15 protein-coding genes are annotated in these 16,138 nt (G+C 71.7%); 11 read left to right on the top strand and 4 right to left on the bottom strand.

What is annotated here, in order from left to right:
- Positions 1-11: 11 nt before the first annotated feature.
- From ACWDRB_RS22650 to ACWDRB_RS22640, 3 genes are read left to right on the top strand one after another with little or no spacing between them, the layout of a single operon-like run.
- A complete protein-coding gene (locus ACWDRB_RS22650; protein ID WP_449896561.1) occupies positions 12-3,506 on the top strand; it encodes a S8 family serine peptidase in 3,495 nt (1,164 codons plus the stop codon).
- 58 nt (positions 3,507-3,564) lie between these two features.
- The gene (locus tag ACWDRB_RS22645; RefSeq protein WP_449896559.1) at positions 3,565-5,151 is read left to right on the top strand and encodes a CocE/NonD family hydrolase; all 1,587 of its coding nucleotides are present in this window, start codon (positions 3,565-3,567) and stop codon (positions 5,149-5,151) included.
- Entirely contained in the window at positions 5,133-6,077 is a 945-nt protein-coding gene (locus ACWDRB_RS22640) for a helix-turn-helix transcriptional regulator (RefSeq protein WP_355198988.1), read from the top strand. The genes ACWDRB_RS22645 and ACWDRB_RS22640 overlap by 19 nt, the downstream gene beginning before the upstream one ends.
- Before the next feature lie 7 nt (positions 6,078-6,084).
- Here ACWDRB_RS22640 and ACWDRB_RS22635 read toward each other — a convergent pair whose 3' ends face one another.
- The gene (locus ACWDRB_RS22635; RefSeq protein ID WP_449896556.1) at positions 6,085-6,975 is read right to left on the bottom strand and encodes an SDR family oxidoreductase; all 891 of its coding nucleotides are present in this window, start codon (positions 6,973-6,975) and stop codon (positions 6,085-6,087) included.
- 78 nt (positions 6,976-7,053) lie between these two features.
- Between ACWDRB_RS22635 and ACWDRB_RS22630 the strand changes: the two genes are divergently transcribed.
- The 3 genes from ACWDRB_RS22630 (at position 7,054) to mctP (ending at position 9,907) form a co-directional block, all read left to right on the top strand.
- On the top strand, positions 7,054-7,602 hold the full coding sequence (locus tag ACWDRB_RS22630; protein WP_449896554.1) for a VOC family protein: 549 nt from the start codon (positions 7,054-7,056) through the stop codon (positions 7,600-7,602).
- Positions 7,603-8,090: 488 nt separating this feature from the next.
- Entirely contained in the window at positions 8,091-8,300 is a 210-nt protein-coding gene (locus ACWDRB_RS22625; protein WP_350734699.1) for a DUF3311 domain-containing protein, read from the top strand.
- The gene (gene mctP / locus ACWDRB_RS22620; RefSeq protein WP_449896552.1) at positions 8,297-9,907 is read left to right on the top strand and encodes a monocarboxylate uptake permease MctP; all 1,611 of its coding nucleotides are present in this window, start codon (positions 8,297-8,299) and stop codon (positions 9,905-9,907) included. Before ACWDRB_RS22625 ends, mctP begins: the two co-directional genes overlap by 4 nt.
- Positions 9,908-9,950: 43 nt before the next feature.
- Here mctP and ACWDRB_RS22615 read toward each other — a convergent pair whose 3' ends face one another.
- The gene (locus tag ACWDRB_RS22615; protein WP_350734703.1) at positions 9,951-10,295 is read right to left on the bottom strand and encodes a DUF6285 domain-containing protein; all 345 of its coding nucleotides are present in this window, start codon (positions 10,293-10,295) and stop codon (positions 9,951-9,953) included.
- A gap of 61 nt (positions 10,296-10,356) precedes the next feature.
- On the opposite strand from ACWDRB_RS22615, the gene ACWDRB_RS22610 reads away from it, so the two are divergent.
- From ACWDRB_RS22610 to ACWDRB_RS22590, 5 genes are read left to right on the top strand one after another with little or no spacing between them, the layout of a single operon-like run.
- Entirely contained in the window at positions 10,357-11,151 is a 795-nt protein-coding gene (locus tag ACWDRB_RS22610; protein WP_350734705.1) for a CPBP family intramembrane glutamic endopeptidase, read from the top strand.
- 52 nt (positions 11,152-11,203) lie between these two features.
- A complete protein-coding gene (locus tag ACWDRB_RS22605; RefSeq protein ID WP_449896549.1) occupies positions 11,204-12,394 on the top strand; it encodes an acyl-CoA dehydrogenase family protein in 1,191 nt (396 codons plus the stop codon).
- Positions 12,391-13,356: a phosphotransferase family protein gene (locus ACWDRB_RS22600; protein WP_449896547.1), complete on the top strand. Its 966-nt coding sequence runs from the start codon at positions 12,391-12,393 to the stop codon at positions 13,354-13,356. The genes ACWDRB_RS22605 and ACWDRB_RS22600 overlap by 4 nt, the downstream gene beginning before the upstream one ends.
- Before the next feature lie 22 nt (positions 13,357-13,378).
- Complete coding sequence (locus tag ACWDRB_RS22595) at positions 13,379-14,098, top strand: ABC transporter ATP-binding protein (protein ID WP_449896545.1); 720 nt, start codon at positions 13,379-13,381, stop codon at positions 14,096-14,098.
- The gene (locus ACWDRB_RS22590) at positions 14,095-14,940 is read left to right on the top strand and encodes an ABC transporter permease (protein WP_449896543.1); all 846 of its coding nucleotides are present in this window, start codon (positions 14,095-14,097) and stop codon (positions 14,938-14,940) included. The genes ACWDRB_RS22595 and ACWDRB_RS22590 overlap by 4 nt, the downstream gene beginning before the upstream one ends.
- Here ACWDRB_RS22590 and ACWDRB_RS22585 read toward each other — a convergent pair.
- Both ACWDRB_RS22585 and ACWDRB_RS22580 read right to left on the bottom strand, forming a co-directional pair.
- Positions 14,894-15,523, bottom strand: a complete 630-nt coding sequence (locus ACWDRB_RS22585) for a TetR/AcrR family transcriptional regulator (RefSeq protein WP_350734713.1) — start codon at positions 15,521-15,523, stop codon at positions 14,894-14,896. The genes ACWDRB_RS22590 and ACWDRB_RS22585 overlap by 47 nt on opposite strands.
- 33 nt (positions 15,524-15,556) lie before the next feature.
- On the bottom strand, positions 15,557-16,102 hold the full coding sequence (locus ACWDRB_RS22580) for a hypothetical protein (RefSeq protein ID WP_449896540.1): 546 nt from the start codon (positions 16,100-16,102) through the stop codon (positions 15,557-15,559).
- Positions 16,103-16,138 lie beyond the last annotated feature (36 nt).

Raw genomic sequence — 16,138 nt, 5'->3', positions numbered from 1 at the left:
AGGAGAGTCGCGTGCCCAACACCCCCCGCTGGCGTGCGGTCCTGGCCGGGATCGCCGTCATCGCAGGCTTATGCGTGCCGCAGGCCCCGGCGCTGGCCGCGCCGGAGCCCGCGAAGATCGACGCCGCCGTCCAGGCGCAGCTCGACAAGGACGACAAGGCCACCTTCTGGGTCCGGCTGAAAGGGGCGGCCGACCTGAGCGGCGCCCGCCGGGCCGTCGCCAAGGACACGAAGGCCGAGCTGGTCTTCGAGGCCAAGACCGAGCGGGCCGCCGCCTCCCAGGCGGGCCTGCGCAAGCTGCTCGACTCCCGCCGCACCGACTACACCCCGTACTGGATCGTCAACGCCGTACGGGTGACCGCCGACGCGAAGCTCGCGGGCGAGATCGCCAAGCTGGCCGAGGTCGAGAGCATCCAGCCGGTCCGCACCGTCAAGCTGCCGGACCCCACTCCCGGCAAGGCCGAGGCCAAGGTGAACGCGGTCGAGTGGAACATCGACCGGGTCAACGCCCCTCGTGTCTGGAGCGAGCTGGGCAACCGCGGCGAGGGCATCGTGATCGCCCACATCGACTCCGGCGCCCAGTTCGACCACCCCGAGCTGGTGCAGAGCTACCGGGGCAGGAACCAGGACGGCACGTTCACGCACGACTACAACTGGTTCGACCCGGCGCGCGTCTGCCCGACCGCCGCGCCGTGCGACAACAACGGCCACGGCACGCACACCATGGGCACGATGGTCGGCGCGAACGGCATCGGCGTCGCGCCCGGCGCCAAGTGGATCGCCGCCAAGGGCTGCGAGGTCAACACCTGCACCGACGCCTCCCTGCTGGCGGCCGGGCAGTGGGTGCTGGCGCCGACCGACCTGAACGGCCAGAACCCGCGCCCCGACCTGGCCCCCGACATCGTCAACAACTCCTGGGGCGGCGACGGGTACGACCCCTGGTACAAGGAGACGGTCGAGGCGTGGGTCGCGGCCGGGATCTTCCCGGCGTTCGCCAACGGCAACGAGGGCCCCGCCTGCCGCACCAGCGGCTCGCCCGGCCAGTACGTGGAGAGCTACAGCGCGGGCGGCTTCGACATCAACAACACGCTGTACAACCGCTCCAGCAAGGGTGAGGGCGAGAACGGCGAGATCAAGCCGAACATCGCGGCCCCGGCCGTCAACGTGCGCTCCTCGACCCCGGGCAACTCCTACGAAAGCTTCACCGGCACCTCGATGGCCTCGCCGCACGTGGCGGCCACGGTCGCGCTGATCTGGTCCGGCTCGCCCGGCCTGCAGGGCAAGGTGGCGGCCACCCGGCCGCTGCTCGACAGCACTGCCGTCGACGTCAGCGACACCAGCTGCGGCGGCACCGCGGCCGACAACAACGTCTGGGGCGAGGGCCGGCTCGACACGTACGCTGCCGTGCAGGCCGCGCCGCACGAGGACCTCGGCGACCTGCGCGGCACCGTCACCTCGGCCGGCTCGCCCGTGGCGGGCGTGACGATCACGCTCTCGGGGCCGCTGAGCCGTACCGTGACGACCGGCCAGGACGGCACGTACGCCGTGCCGCGCCTGCTGCCGGGCGAATACCAGGTCAGCGCGGAGAAGTTCGGCTACGAGAAGGCGGGCGCGACGGCCACGATCGCGGCCGGGCAGTCCGCGACCGCGGACGTGGCCCTGACCAGGCTGCAGTCCGGCGTGGTGTCCGGCACGGTCAGCACCGCGGGCACGCCGGAGGCGGGCGCGACGGTGGAGGCCACCGGCACGCCGGTGAGCGCCGTGACCGACGCCTCGGGCCGCTACAGCCTGACGCTGCCGCGGGGCGACTACGAGCTGCGGATCACGCCGGTGTCCCGCTGCTCCAGCGGCACGACGGCGTCCGTCTCGGTGGCCGGTGACGTGACCAAGGACATCGAGCTGCCGCTGCGCGGCGACAACTTCGGCTACACCTGCAGGAGCGGCGCGCAGGCGTACGTGGCGGGCACCGAGAAGCTGGCGCTGAGCGGCGACGACGAGGCCGTGCAGGTGACGCTGCCGTTCCCGATCCCGTACTACGGCACGGGGTACGGGAAGGCGTGGATCGGCACGAACGGGTACGTCTCGTTCGCCACCGACCGGGTCACCACCGGCAGCAACGGCCGGCTGCCGACCACGACCACGCCCAACAACGCGGTCTACCCGTACTGGGACGACCTCATCATGGACGCCCAGGCCGGGGTCTACACCGGGGTGACGGGCACGGCGCCGCACCGGACGTTCGTCGTGGAGTGGCGCAACGCCGGCTTCTACAACGCCGCCGACCTGCGGGTGTCGTTCTCGGCGCTGCTGGGTGAGGACGGCTCGATCGCCTTCCGGTACAAGGACATCGACAGCGAGCGCGAGCAGGGCTCCAGCGCCACCATCGGCATCGAGAACGCGGGCGGCACCGACGCCATGCTCTACTCCTACGAGGAGCCGGTGGTGTCCACCGGGCAGGGCCTGACGTTCACGGCCAGCCGGCACGGCCTGGTCACCGGCGCGGTCACCGACGCCAACGACGGCAAGCCGCTGGCCGGGGCGACGGTGAAGGTGGGCGACGTGGCCACGTTCACGACCGCCGAGGACGGCTCGTTCTACGGGCAGGTGCTGGCCGGCGACTACGAGGTCGTGGTGTCCAAGGAGCACTACGGCACCTTCACCAAGGCCGTCACGGTCGCGCCCACCACGGTGACGCGGATCGACACGGCGCTGGTCACCGGCCAGGTGAGCGCGTCGGCGGGCGAGCTGACCGTGGTGATGCCGGCCGGGTCCACCCGCACCAGGACGCTGGAGCTGACGAACCTGGGCGCGCCGACGCCGTACACGGTGGCCTCGGAGCCGTGGTTCGCCACGACGCCGGCCTCCGGCGAGCTGGCCAAGGGGCAGAAGGTGACCCTGAAGGCCACGCTGTCCAGCGCGGGCGTCGCGCCCGGCACGGTCAAGACCGGCACGCTCCTCGTCCGGTCGGCCAGCGGCCGGCAGCCGACCATCGAGATCAAGGTGTCGGTCGTGGTGCCGAAGCTGCAGGTCGCCATCGACACGGGCGCCACGAAGAACGTGGTCGACGGCGCCGGTGACACCTGGACGCCGGACAAGAAGTACGCGGCGGGGAGCTACGGCTACGTGGCCACCTCGACCAGCACGTCGAGCACGTCCAAGACCATCGCGGGCACCGCCGACCAGGCGCTGTTCAGGACCGCGAGGGAGAAGATGCTGGAGTACCGCTTCGACAACGTGCCCGCCGGCACGTACACGGTCGAGCTGGACTTCGCCGATCTGAAGAGCACGCAGCCGGGCAAGCGGGTCTTCGACGTCCTCGTCGAGGGGCAGCTGGCGATCCCGGCGCTCGACCTGGCCCTGGAGGCGGGCACGTACACGGCGGTGAGCAGGCAGTACACGGTGAAGGTCACCGACGGCCAGCTCAACGTGCGCTTCGCCACCCGGCAGGGCGCCACGATCGTGAACGCCGTCCGCATCTCGGAGCGCCCCGACCGGGCGACCCCGTAGCGGCCCACGGGTGCCCCCGGGCTGTCACGGCCCGGGGGCATCTGTTACTGGTTAGTACATGAGACGCGTGCGGCTCCAGCGGGATCTTCCCGTTCCGATGCCCGACGGCGTGACACTCCTGGCCGACCACTACGCCCCGGCCGGAGGCGAACGGGCACCCGTCATCCTGATGCGCTCCCCGTACGGCCGGCGCGGCCTGTTCGGCTGGTACTACGGCCGCGGCTTCGCACGGCACGGCTTCCACGTCGTCATCCAGAGCTGCCGCGGCGGCTTCGGCTCCGGCGGGCTGCTCGATCCGCTCGGCGACGAGCACGACGACGGCCTGGCCACCATCGCCTGGCTGCGCAAGCAGCCCTGGTACGGCGGCTCGTTCGCGATGTTCGGCCCCTCCTACCTCGGCTACACGCAGTGGGCCGTCGCGCCCTACGCCGGGCCCGAGCTGAAGGCCATGGCCACGCAGATCACCGCCTCCCAGTTCAGGGACGCGGCGTACGTGGGCGGCGCGTTCGCCCTGGAGTCGACGCTGAGCTGGACCACGCTCACCGACGGCATGTCGCGCCGGTTCGGCGGCGCCGCCCTGCTGACCGCGCCCCGGCTGACCCGCAGGGCGGTCCTGTCCGGCCGCCCCGTGGCCGAGCTGGACCTGGCCTCGGCCGGGCGGCCGCTCCGGTTCTACCAGGACCTGCTCATGCACCACGCCCACCCGGACGTCCCCTACTGGGACAAGCGTGACTTCTCACCGCAGGTGGGCGAGGTGGAGGCGGCCGTCACCATGCTGGGCGGCTGGTACGACGTCTTCCTGCCGTGGCAGCTCAAGGACTACACGGCGATGCGGGCCGCGGGGCGGCGGCCGTACCTGACGATCGGGCCCTGGTACCACATCGACACCCGGCACGGGCGGCCCGCCATGGCCGAGTCGCTGGCCTGGTTCCGCGCGCACCTGCTGGGCGACCGCTCCGGGCTGCGGCCCGACCCCGTGCGCCTGTACGTGACGGGGGCCGAGGAGTGGCGTGACCTCCCCGACTGGCCGCCGCCGGGGACGCGGGAGCAGCGCTGGCACCTGCAGCACGGCTTCGGGCTGGGGACGGACGGGCCCCTGGACGCCTCGCCCGACCGGTTCCGGTACCACCCCTCCCATCCGACGCCGGTGATCGGCGGGCCGGTCCTGCTCGGCGACTCCCGGCCGCGTGATCAGCGGCGGCTGGAACAGCGGCGCGACGTGCTGGTGTACAGTTCGGCGGCACTGGAGTCGGACGTGGAGATGATCGGGCCGGTGCGGGGCGAGCTGTTCGTGCGGTCGAGCACGCCGTACGTGGACGTGGTGGTGCGGGTGTGCGACGTGCACCCGGACGGGCACTCGTTCAACGTGTGCGAGGGCGTGCGCCGCCTTTCGGCGTCGGACTCCCTCGACGGGGTACGGCGGGTCTCCGTGGACCTGTGGCCGATCGCGCACCGGTTCGGGCGCGACCACCGGATCAGGGTGCACGTGGCGGCCGGGGCGTACCCGACGATCGCCCGCAACCCCGGCAACGGCGACCCGCTCGGCGGGGGCGACGGCGCGATGGTGCCCGCCGACGTCGAGGTGTTCCACTCCCCCGACCGTCCCTCCGGCGTGGTGCTGCCGCTGTGCGCGCCTCGCGGTTGATGTCGCTGGTCCTGCTGCTGCAGGGCCGGGGCGGGATGACGGCGGCCGAGCTGGCCAAGGAGCTGGAGGTCTCCGAGCGGACCGTGCACCGGGACGTGCTCGCGCTGTCGGAGGCGGGCGTGCCCGTCTACGCCGACCGGGGACGCGGCGGCGGCTACCGGCTGCTGGACGGGTACCGGACGCGGCTGACCGGGCTGGACCGGGCCGAGGCGGAGGCGCTGTTCCTGTCGGGGGTGCCGGCGGCGCTGCGGGAGATGGGGCTGGAGGAGGTGGCGGCCACGGCCCGGCTGAAGGCCGCCGCCGCGCTCTCCCCCGCGTTGCGGGACGCGCCGGCCGTCGCGGCGCAGCGCTTCCACCTGGACGCGCCCGGCTGGTTCGTCGGCGACGACCCGCCGCCGGAGGCGCTCGCGCCGCTGGCCAGGGCCGTGTGGAACGACCGTCGCGTCTCCGCCGTCTACAAGGGGAAGGTGCGCACGCTGGAGCCGTACGGGCTGGTGCTCAAGGCGGGCGCCTGGTACCTGGCCGCGCGGCTCGGGACCCGGTTCCTGATCTTCCGGGTGCACCGGTTCGGCGCGGTGTCCGTGCTCGCCGAGCCGTTCGGCCGGGAGCCCTCCTTCGACCTGGCCGCCTTCTGGGCGGAGCAGTCGGCGGAGTTCAGCCGGTCGCTGCTGCGGGACGTGGTCACGCTGCGGCTCAGCGAGCACGGGGTGCGGATGCTGCGGCACATCGCCGACCCGGCCGCGCTCGACGACGCGCTCGCCTCGCTCCAGCCGGACGGGACGGTGCGGCTGGCGGTGGAGTCGGTGCCGGTGGCGTACTCGCAGGTGCTGCGGTTCGGGCCGGAGGCGGAGGTGCTGGACCCGCCCGAGCTGCGGGAGCTGGTCGCCGACGCCGCCGCCCGCACGTCCGCCCTCTACCGGCCCTGACCGGCATTCAGCGGTACTCGGCCGGGTCGGTGTCCTTGCCCGGCTCCCGTACCTCCGTGATGAAGCTCCACACCCGCGGGCGGCTGCCGTCCACGTCCGTGAAGCCGTACGCGCCGGCCAGGTCCTCGCTGGAGACCGACCTGCCCGACCAGCGCTGCCGGTCGGGGTCGGTGGCGAGGGCGGCGACGCCTCTGCCGACGTACGCGGGGGTCTCGGAGACCATCCAGGTGACGTCCACCTTCGCCTCGCGCCAGTTGTCCTCGGTGACGCCGAAGTTGTCGAGCATGGCCTCCGAGCGCAGGAACCCCGGCGTCACCGCCACCGCGGTCCCCCCGTACGGGCGCAGCTCGCGCGACCAGGCGAAGGCCAGCCGGTTCACCGAGACCTTGGCCAGGTCGTAGTAGACGTTCTCGCGGTAGCGGGTCTCGTTGAAGGCCCAGGTGCCGTCGGTGACCTCGACGACCAGGCCGCCCTCGTTCCTGATCAGCAGCGGGAGCAGGTGGCGGCTGCTGATGATGTGCGTGTCGACCGCCAGCCTGAGCAGCCGGAAGCCCTTGTCCATGTCGTGCTTCCAGACCGGGGTGTCCCAGGCCCAGAGGTGGTCGCTGCCCCACACGTCGTTGACCAGCACGTCGAGCCTGCCCTGCTCGCGCTCCACCCGCCCGGCCAGCGCCTCGACCTGATCAGGGTCCAGGTGGTCGACCTGGACCGCGATGCCCGTCCCGCCGGCCGCGGTCACCAGCTCCGCCGTCTCCTCGATGGTCTCCGGCCGGTTCATCTCCGAACGCCGCTCCCGCGTGCTCCTGCCCGTGCAGTAGACCGTCGCGCCGGCCGCGCCCAGCGCCACCGCGATGCCCCGTCCCGTTCCGCGGGTCGCCCCCGCCACCAAAGCAATCATGTGGCCGATCGTTCCCCGAATACCCGACACCTCGTGTCATGTTTTTTCGTATAACCCTGTGATAAGTACGGAGTTACTATGAACAGCGAATTCGAGCTCCGCGGGGTCAACCATGTCGCGCTGGTCTGCTCGGACATGAAGCAGACCGTCGACTTCTACTCGGGCGTGCTGGGCATGCCGCTGATCAAGACGATCGAGCTGCCCATGGGCTGGGGCCAGCACTTCTTCTTCGACTGCGGGGGCGGGAACGCGCTGGCGTTCTTCTGGTTCCCGGACGCGCCGGAGGGCGTGCCGGGGGTGTCGGCGCCGAAGAACCTGCCGGATCGGGGGGAACTGCTGTCGGCGGTCGGGTCGATGAACCACATCGCCTTCGACGTGCCGCCGGAGCGGATCGAGGAGTACCGGGAACGGCTCGTGGCCAAGGGGGTGGACGTGGGGGTGCTGCTCAACCACGACGACAGCGAGTTCGGGGTGGCGCCGGAGATGCATGAGGGAGTGTTCGTCAGGTCGATCTACTTCAAGGATCCCGATGGGGTGCTGGTGGAGTTCGCGGCCTGGACGCGCCGGGTGGGGCAGCCGGGGGACGTCCACCACGACCCCAAAACCGCCGCCGACCGCACCGTCTGACCCACGAACGCGGGCACCTCGCGCCCGTGGAGGGCTGGGCACCGACGACAGCGCCGAGCTCCACCGCACCCCGACCTGCCGACGCGGCGCTCCGAAGCGCCGGCACCCCACAACGGCCCTACGCCAAGCTGACACGCCACGCGCCGCCCGGTGATGGCCCCACGCCGCCGCCCAAGCACCGCCCCCACGGCGGCCCGCCCCTCCGGTCCCGTTATCCGGGGTCTCGCCGGTGCGGTGGCTTGGTGGGGGTGCGGGACCGTTCGTCGCGGGGAAGGGACCATTCGGCGATCAGGGGGAGGCGTGCGGCAGGTGAGTGTTTATGGTTTCTGTGGCGACGCGTGTGGCCCCCTGTCAAGGGCCAAAGATTTAGGCCAAACCGTAATATTGCCGACATTTGGATTAATACCGCCGCAAAGCTACTCTCCCTCCATTGACTACCCGTCAGGAACCGGTCACAGCCGGCTCCAGATCCACTCATCGGAGGGTTGATGACTACCGGGGAACCCGGGCAGCCACGCACCGACCGCAGCCCCTGGAATTGGCTGCTGATCCTGCCCATCGTGCTGCCGCTGCTGACGTTCCTGTTCAACGCCGACGAGCCCCGCCTGCTGGGCTTCCCGCTCTTCTACTGGCTCCAGCTGGCCTTCATCGTGGTCGGCGTCGTGTCCACGACCATCGTCTACAGGATGACCAAGTGAGCGCGCACACGACCGAGCTGGTCGTCTTCGTGCTGCTGTTCCTCCTGGTCACCGTCATGGGGTTCGTGGCCGCGCGGTGGCGGCGGCCGAACGACCTGGCCAGCCTCAACGAGTGGGGGCTCGGCGGGCGCAGCTTCGGCTCCTGGATCACGTGGTTCCTGGTGGGCGGCGACCTCTACACCGCCTACACGTTCGTGGCGGTGCCGGCGCTGGTGTTCGGCTCCGGCGCGATCGGGTTCTACGCGCTGCCGTACACGGTCGTGGTGTACCCGCTGGTGTTCCTGGTGCTGGCGCGGATGTGGTCGGTGTCGCACGTGCACGGGTTCGTCACCCCTGCCGACTTCGTCCGGGCCCGCTTCGGGTCGCCGACGCTGGCGCTGGTGATCGCGATCACCGGGCTGGTGGCGACGATGCCGTACATCGCGCTCCAGCTCATCGGCATCGAGGCGGTGCTGAAGTCGATGGGCATCACCGGGCACCTGCCGATCGTGATCGCGTTCGCGATCCTGGCCGCGTACACCTACCAGTCGGGCCTGCGAGCGCCCGCGCTGATCGCGTTCGTGAAGGACGCGCTGATCTACATCGTGATCCTGGCGGCCGTCATCTACATCCCGGCCAAGCTGGGCGGCTGGGACTCGATCTTCGACGCGGCCAAGGCCAAGTTCGACGCCACCCCGGCGCCGGGCGACGGCATCCTGCTGAACGCCAACAACCAGCTCCAGTACGTGACGCTGGCCTTCGGCTCGGCGCTGGCGCTGTTCCTCTACCCGCACAGCCTCACCGGCGTGCTGGCCTCGAAGAACCGCAACGTCATCAAGCGCAACATGTCGGCGCTGCCCGCCTACAGCTTCGTGCTCGGCCTGATCGCGCTGCTCGGCTTCATGGCCATCTCGGCCGGTATCAAGCCGGTGGTGAACGAGGCGGGCACGGCCGACACCAACACGATCGTGCCCCTGCTGTTCGACAAGATGTTCCCCGACTGGTTCACGGGCGTCGCGTACGCGGCCATCGGCATCGGCGCGCTCGTCCCGGCGGCGATCATGTCGATCGCGGCGGCGAACCTGTTCACCCGCAACATCTACCGCGAGTACTTCAACAAGAACGCCAGCGACGCCCAGGAGGCCAACGTCTCCAAGGTCGTGTCGCTGGTGGTCAAGGTGGGCGCGGTGCTGTGCATCCTGCTGCTCGACCCGCAGTTCTCGATCGACCTGCAGCTCATCGGCGGCGTGATCATCCTGCAGACGCTGCCGTCGGTGGCGCTGGGCCTGTACACGCGCTGGTTCCACAAGGGCGGCCTGATCGCCGGCTGGGCGGCCGGCCTGGCGACGGGCATGTGGATGCTGTACCTCACCCCGAACCCGGCCAAGCACCAGGAGCACTTCGGCGGCTCGGCGTTCGCGCTGTCGAACCTGGGCTTCGACACCAAGATGACGATCTACACCGGGTTCCTGGCGCTGGCCGTGAACCTGGTGGTGGCGGCGCTCGGCACGCTCCTGTTCCGGGCGACCAAGGTGGCGGACGGCGAGGACGCGACGGCCCGCGACGACTACTTCGCCGACGAGGGCGATCCGAAGGTCAAGGACCTGGACCTGACCGGTTCGCACTGATCCCCCGGGTGACGGCCCGTCCCGCTACGAGCGGGGCGGGCCGTCAGTCTTGCGGGTAGGCGGGGTTGGCGACCGCCAGCTTCGCCCGTACGGCCTGCTCCAGGGCGGTGACGAGCGCGTGGTCGTCCTCGATCCGGCCCTCGCGGATGGCGGCGGCCAGCTCGGCGTCGTCGGCCATGCCGAGCGCGGCCAGCCGCGCCGCGTGCTCGCGGGCCTGCTCCGGGCCGAGCGTGATCTCCCGTTCCACCATGCCGAGCACGTTGATCGCCACCCGCGCGTGGAAGCGCACCCGCCCGTCCACGGCCGGGAGCACGTCGCTCTGGAGGAAGTCGCGGACGGCGGCCACGAGCTGGGCCGCCGTGGGCACGTCGTGCGGAGCAGATGTCATCTGATTTCTCCTCAAGGCACTATTTATTCGCGTCCGATCGATGAACGACTAGCCTGCGGCCATGCGCACAGAGTCTCCCACCGCCTCCCCCCTGGGACCGCCCCCGGCGCTCGGGCCCCGGCTCATCCGGGCCGAGCTGTTCGTCGTGTTCTCGGTCTCCCTCGGCGCCAGCGGCCTGCTGGCGCTGCTGCGGCTGATCGGCTCGCTCACGGCGCCCGAGCAGCTGAAGGGCCAGCAGGCCGTGCTGGTCCGGTCGATGGCGCCCGGGCGGCCGTGGCTCGACCTGGCGTTGCAGCTCGCCGACATCGCCGTCAGCGTGGCGCCGGTCGCGCTGGTGGCGTACCTGATGGTGCGCTCCGGGGAGTCGCTGCGCACGATCGGCGTGGACTTCCGGGAGAAGGGCCGCGACACGGTGCGCGGGGCGGTGCTGGCGGCCGCGATCGGCGGCACGGGGCTGGCGTTCTACCTCGTCGTGTGGGCCACGGGCGTGAACCTGACCGTCGTCGCCGGCCAGCTCCCCCAGGTGTGGTGGCAGGTCCCGGTGCTGCTGCTCGCGGCGGCGCAGAACGGGGTGCTGGAGGAGGTGCTCGTCGCCGGGTACCTGCTGCACCGGCTCGGGCAGGCCGGGTGGTCGCCGTGGAAGGCCGTCGCGGTGTCGGCGCTGCTGCGGGGGTCGTACCACCTGTATCAGGGGTTCGGCGGGTTCGTCGGGAACGTCGTGATGGGTCTGGTGTTCGGGCGGCTCTACCAGCGCTGGGGGCGCGCGATGCCGCTGGTGGTGGCGCACACGCTGATCGACGCCGTCGCCTTCGTCGGGTACGCCTTCCTGCACGGCCGCGTGAGCTGGCTGCCCTGAAACCGTCCCGAAACCGTTGACCTGACAACTGGTTTCGGGTGAGATCCGGAACATGAGCTTCGCCGTTCCCGACGGTGTCCGGCCGGTCCGCGACGCCGTCCACGCGTTCATGACCGAGCGGGTGGAGCCGGCCGAGCCGGTGCTGCACGCGGGCGGGCCCGAGGCCGCGGCGGCCCTGGAGGAGCTGCGGGCCGAGGCCAGGAAGGAGGGCCTGTGGGCGCTCGGCCACCCGCGTGAGCTGGGCGGCGGCGGCCTGCCGTTCCTCGACTACGTCTACGTCAACGAGGTGCAGGGCCGCAGCGAGTACGGGCAGCTCGCGCTGGGCACGTTCACGCTGCAGGACTCGCTGATGCTGCACGAGCACGCCTCCCCCGAGCAGCGCGAGCGCTACCTCGAACCGCTGGTGCGGGGTGACATCTGGCCCAGCTTCGCCATGACCGAGCCGTCGATCTCCAGCAGCGACCCCACCCAGATCAGGACCGCCGCGGTGCTCGACGGGGACGAATGGGTGATCAACGGGCACAAGTGGTTCACGACCGGGGCCTCGCGGGCCGCGTACACGACCGTCATGTGCCGGACCGAGCAGGACGCGCCGCCCCACCTGGCCTTCTCCATGATCCTCGTGCCGACGGACACGCCCGGCTACCGCATCGTCCGCGAGACGCCCGTGCTGGGGCTCGACGGGGCGCACTGCGAGGTCCGGTACGAGGACGTCCGCGTCCCCGCCGCCAACCTGCTCGGCCCGCGCGGCCACGGGTTCGTCATCGCGCAGCAGCGGCTCGGCCCCGGCCGGATCTTCCACTGCATGCGCTGGCTCGGACAGGCGCAGCGCGCTTTCGACCTGATGTGCCGCAGGTTGCAGGTGCGGACCGCGTTCGGCGAGCCGCTGGCCGGGAAGCAGCTCATGCGCCAGCACGTGTTCGACTCCTACGCCGAGATCCAGGCCGCCCGGCTGCTCACGCTCCACGCCGCCGAGGCCATCGACGCGGGCTCCCAGGCCCGGGTGGAGATCGGCGCGATCAAGGTGGTCGGGGCGCGCACGCTGCACAACGTGATCGACCGGGCCATCCAGGTGTACGGCGCCGCCGGGCTCACCCCCGACACGCCGCTGGACCGGATGTACCGGCACGCGCGGGCCGGACGGATCTACGACGGGCCCGACGAGGTGCACATCGACGCGGTGGGACGGCGCATCCTGGGCGAGTACGCGGCGGGCGGCAACTGGGAGTTCGGCCTGCGATGACCCGGCTCCACGAGATCGTCGGCGAGGTGTTCGGGGCAGCCGCGTCGGTGCCCTTCAGCGCCCGGCTGCCCGGCGGGGCGTCCCGGGAGACCTGGGCCCTCGACGTCGTCACGGGCTCCGAGCGGCACGAGCTGATCCTGCGGCTCGACTCCCCCGGGACCGCGCCGGAGGCGGGAGCCCCGCTCGCGTCGGAGGCCACGCTCATGCGGGCCGCGTCCGGCGCCGGGGTGCCGGTGCCCGCGATCGTCGCCGCCGGGGAGTCGTACATCCTCATGACCCGCGTGGCCGGCGAGACCATCCCGCGCAGGATCCTGCGCGACGACGCCTACGCGGCGGCCCGGCCCCTGCTGGCCGGGCAGTGCGGGCGGGCCCTGGCCGCGATCCACCGCATGCCGCCCTCCTGCCTGGGGCAGGAGGCGCCGGAGGATCCGCTGCGGCGCTGGCGGGACGTGCTGGACCTGCTGGGCGAGCCGCACCCGGTGTTCGAGCTGGCGCTGCGCCGGCTGGCCGCCGACCGCCCTGCCGGCCACTCTGGCGGCACGCGGCGCACGGTCGTGCACGGCGACTTCCGCAACGGCAACCTCATCGTCGGTCCCGACGGCATCAGGGCGGTGCTCGACTGGGAGCTCGCCCACCTCGGCGACCCCCTCGAAGACCTCGGCTGGCTCTGCGTGAAGGCGTGGCGGTTCGGCTCGCCGCTGCCGGTGGGCGGCTTCGGCGCCTACGACGAGCTGATCGACGCGTACGAGGCCGCCGGCGGGGACCCGGTGGACCGGGACGCGCTGCGCTGGTGGGAGACGTTCGGCGTGCTCAAGTGGGGGATCATCTGCGTCATGCAGACCATGCGGCACCTGCGCGGCGGCGCCCGGTCGGTGGAGCTGGCCGCGATCGGCCGGCGCGTGTGCGAGAACGAGTGGGACCTGCTGCGCATGCTCCGGGGAAAACCCGTTGCCCCGGCGTGACCCCGGACCGCACGCTTGACCGGTGGCCATCCTGGAAGCGTCCCATCTGGTCAAGCGGTTCGGCGGGGTCACCGCCGTGCGCGACCTCAGCCTCACCGTGGGCGAGGGCGAGGTCGTCGGCCTGCTGGGCCCCAACGGCGCGGGCAAGTCGACCACCCTCCACATGCTGCTCGGCCTGATCACCCCCGACGCGGGCACGATCCGGCTGTTCGGCCTCGAGCTGGCCCGGCACCGCACCGAGACGCTCAGCCAGGTCAACTTCGCCGCCAGCTACGTGGACCTGCCCGGCGTCCTGCACGTGCACGAAGTGCTCGACGCGTTCGCCCGGCTCTACGCGCTGCGCCACCCGCGCCGCCGGGTGGAGGAGATGATCGAGCTGTTCGAGCTGGGCCCGCTGCGCAGGCGGAAGGTGATGGACCTGTCGTCGGGCCAGCGCACCCGCGTGCACCTCGCCAAGGCGCTGCTCAACGCGCCCAGGCTGCTGGTGCTCGACGAGCCCACGGCCAACCTCGACCCCGACGCCGGCGACCGGGTCCGCAGCCTGCTGTCCCGTCTGGCCGGGGAGGAGGGCAGTGCCATGTTGATCACCTCGCACAACATGCGCGAGGTCGAGCGCATGTGCGACCGGATCCACTTCATGTCGGACGGCGTCGTCGTGGCCGCCGGCAGCGCCAAGGAGCTGGCCGGCCGCTACGGGGCCGAGGACCTGGAAGAGGTGTTCCTGAAGGTGGCACGCGGATGACCACGCCGATGACCACGCCGATGACCACGGTGACTCTGCCCCCGTTGAGCCTGGCCGCCCGGCGCACGCGCGTCATGGGCGTGGTCCGGCGCGACTTCGCGGCGCTGCGGCGCAGCCCGGTCAGGATGTTCGAGATCCTGTTCTGGCCGACGATCGAGCTGGTGTTGTGGGGCTTCGTGACGCTGTTCCTGCAGGCGCAGCGGGTGCCGTTCGTGGTGGCGTTCCTGCTCGGGGCGGTGCTGCTCTGGCAGGTGCTGCAGAAGGCCAGCAACGAGATCTCGATCGCGTTCCTGGAGGACATCTGGTCGCGCAACCTGCTCAACGTGCAGGTCAGCCCGCTGTCGAGCGTCGAATACCTGGCGGGGCTCGTCCTGTTCTCGCTGGGCAAGGTGGCGTTCGCGGTCGCGGTGATGGCCGGGCTGGCCCTCGGCCTGTACGGGTTCGGGCTGTCGAGCATGGGCGTGGGGCTGGTGCCGTTCATGGGGATCCTGCTCGTCCTCGGCTGGTCGCTGGGCCTGGTCGGCATCGCGGCGGTGCTCCGCTTCGGCGAGAACGCGCAGGTGATCGCCTGGTCGCTGGTGTTCGTGGTGCAGCCGCTGGCCGGGATCTTCTACCCGATCTCGGTGCTGCCCGAGCCGCTGCGGACGATCTCGTGGCTGCTGCCGGCCTCGCACGTGTTCGAGGGCATGCGCACGGTCATGGGCGGCGGCGCGGTGCCGTGGGACCGGCTGGCCTGGGCGGGCGGGCTCAACGTGGTCTACCTGGCCGGCACGGTGGGGCTGTTCGCCTGGGCGCTCAGGTATGCCCGGCGGCATGGGAAGCTCTCCCGTTTCGGGGACTGACGGCGGCGGGCTGCCGGACGAGGGCCGCGGCGATCACGTCCACCAGGCCCTCGACCACCTGTACGCGGTCCACCTCGGGGTGCTCCAGCCACCAGTCGCCGGTCGTCTGCACCATGCCGACGAACGCGTGCCCCAGCACCTGCGCCCGCACCGGGTCGGGCACCGCGCGCTCGCCGGCCAGCAGGCCGCCGAGCTCCTCGCCCAGCCCCCGCACGAGCGCGGTCATGTGGGAGCGGAACCGGGAGTCCTCGGCGCTGGCCCGGTGGAACAGGAACCGGTAGAGGTTGCGGTTGGCCGAGATCAGGTCGAGGTAGACGCCGATGGTCGCCCGCGCCCGGCCCCGCAGGTCGGCGCCAGGGGCGACGAGCTCGGGGCGCAGCTGGGCGATGACCGTGCGCACGTGGCGGTCGGCCAGAGCCTGGTAGAGGCCGCTCTTGTCGCCGAAGTGGCGGTAGAGGATGGGCTTGGTGATGCCGGCCTCGGCGGCGATGGCCGCCATCGAGACCTCGGGGCCCTGGGTCAGGATGACCCGGTCGGCTGCGTCGAGCAGCGCTCTGCGCCGGTCGGGGTCCCGTCCACTCACTCGCCCAGGATAGGCCGCCCCGGAATCCGCCCTTCACCTGCCCAGGACGGACCGCAACCGGCCGGGCAGCAGCGCCGAGAGCACCAGGAGCGCGCCGATGATCGTGTAGAGGCCGGTCATCCCGGCCATCGTGCCGGGCGGCTCGGTCAGCTCGGCCCAGGGGACGCCGTTCGGCTGCGACCACGGCAGGCCGCCCTCCCTCGCCCAGGGCAGGCTGCCCGCCACGCCGAGCGCGGCGTTCAGGTCGAGGGCGAACACGGCCCCCGCCGCCGCCAGCGGGATGCCGCAGCCGAGGGCCGCCGCGGGCCAGGCGGTCAGGAGGGTGACGATGACGGCCACCGCGACCAGGTAGCCGAGCGCCGCGGGCGACGGCCCGAACGTGGCACTGCTCGTACGCAGGGCTCTGGCGGCCGCCTCGGTCAGGTAGTAGACGGGCACCAGGGCGGCCACGCCTGCGGCGGCTCCCACCAGATGTCGATTCTCACGGGTCACACCGCCTTCGTCCCCGCCTCGTACGCCGATTACGCACGTCAGCCCGCTGTCCACGGGCAGCGCGGCCGCCTTTACGTCGTAGATCACGCGTTCGCCTCGAAATCGCGAAATTACTGGAAAATA

This window comes from Nonomuraea sp. NPDC003707 (assembly GCF_053587055.1).
This window is presented reverse-complemented; position numbering and strand designations above follow the sequence as displayed.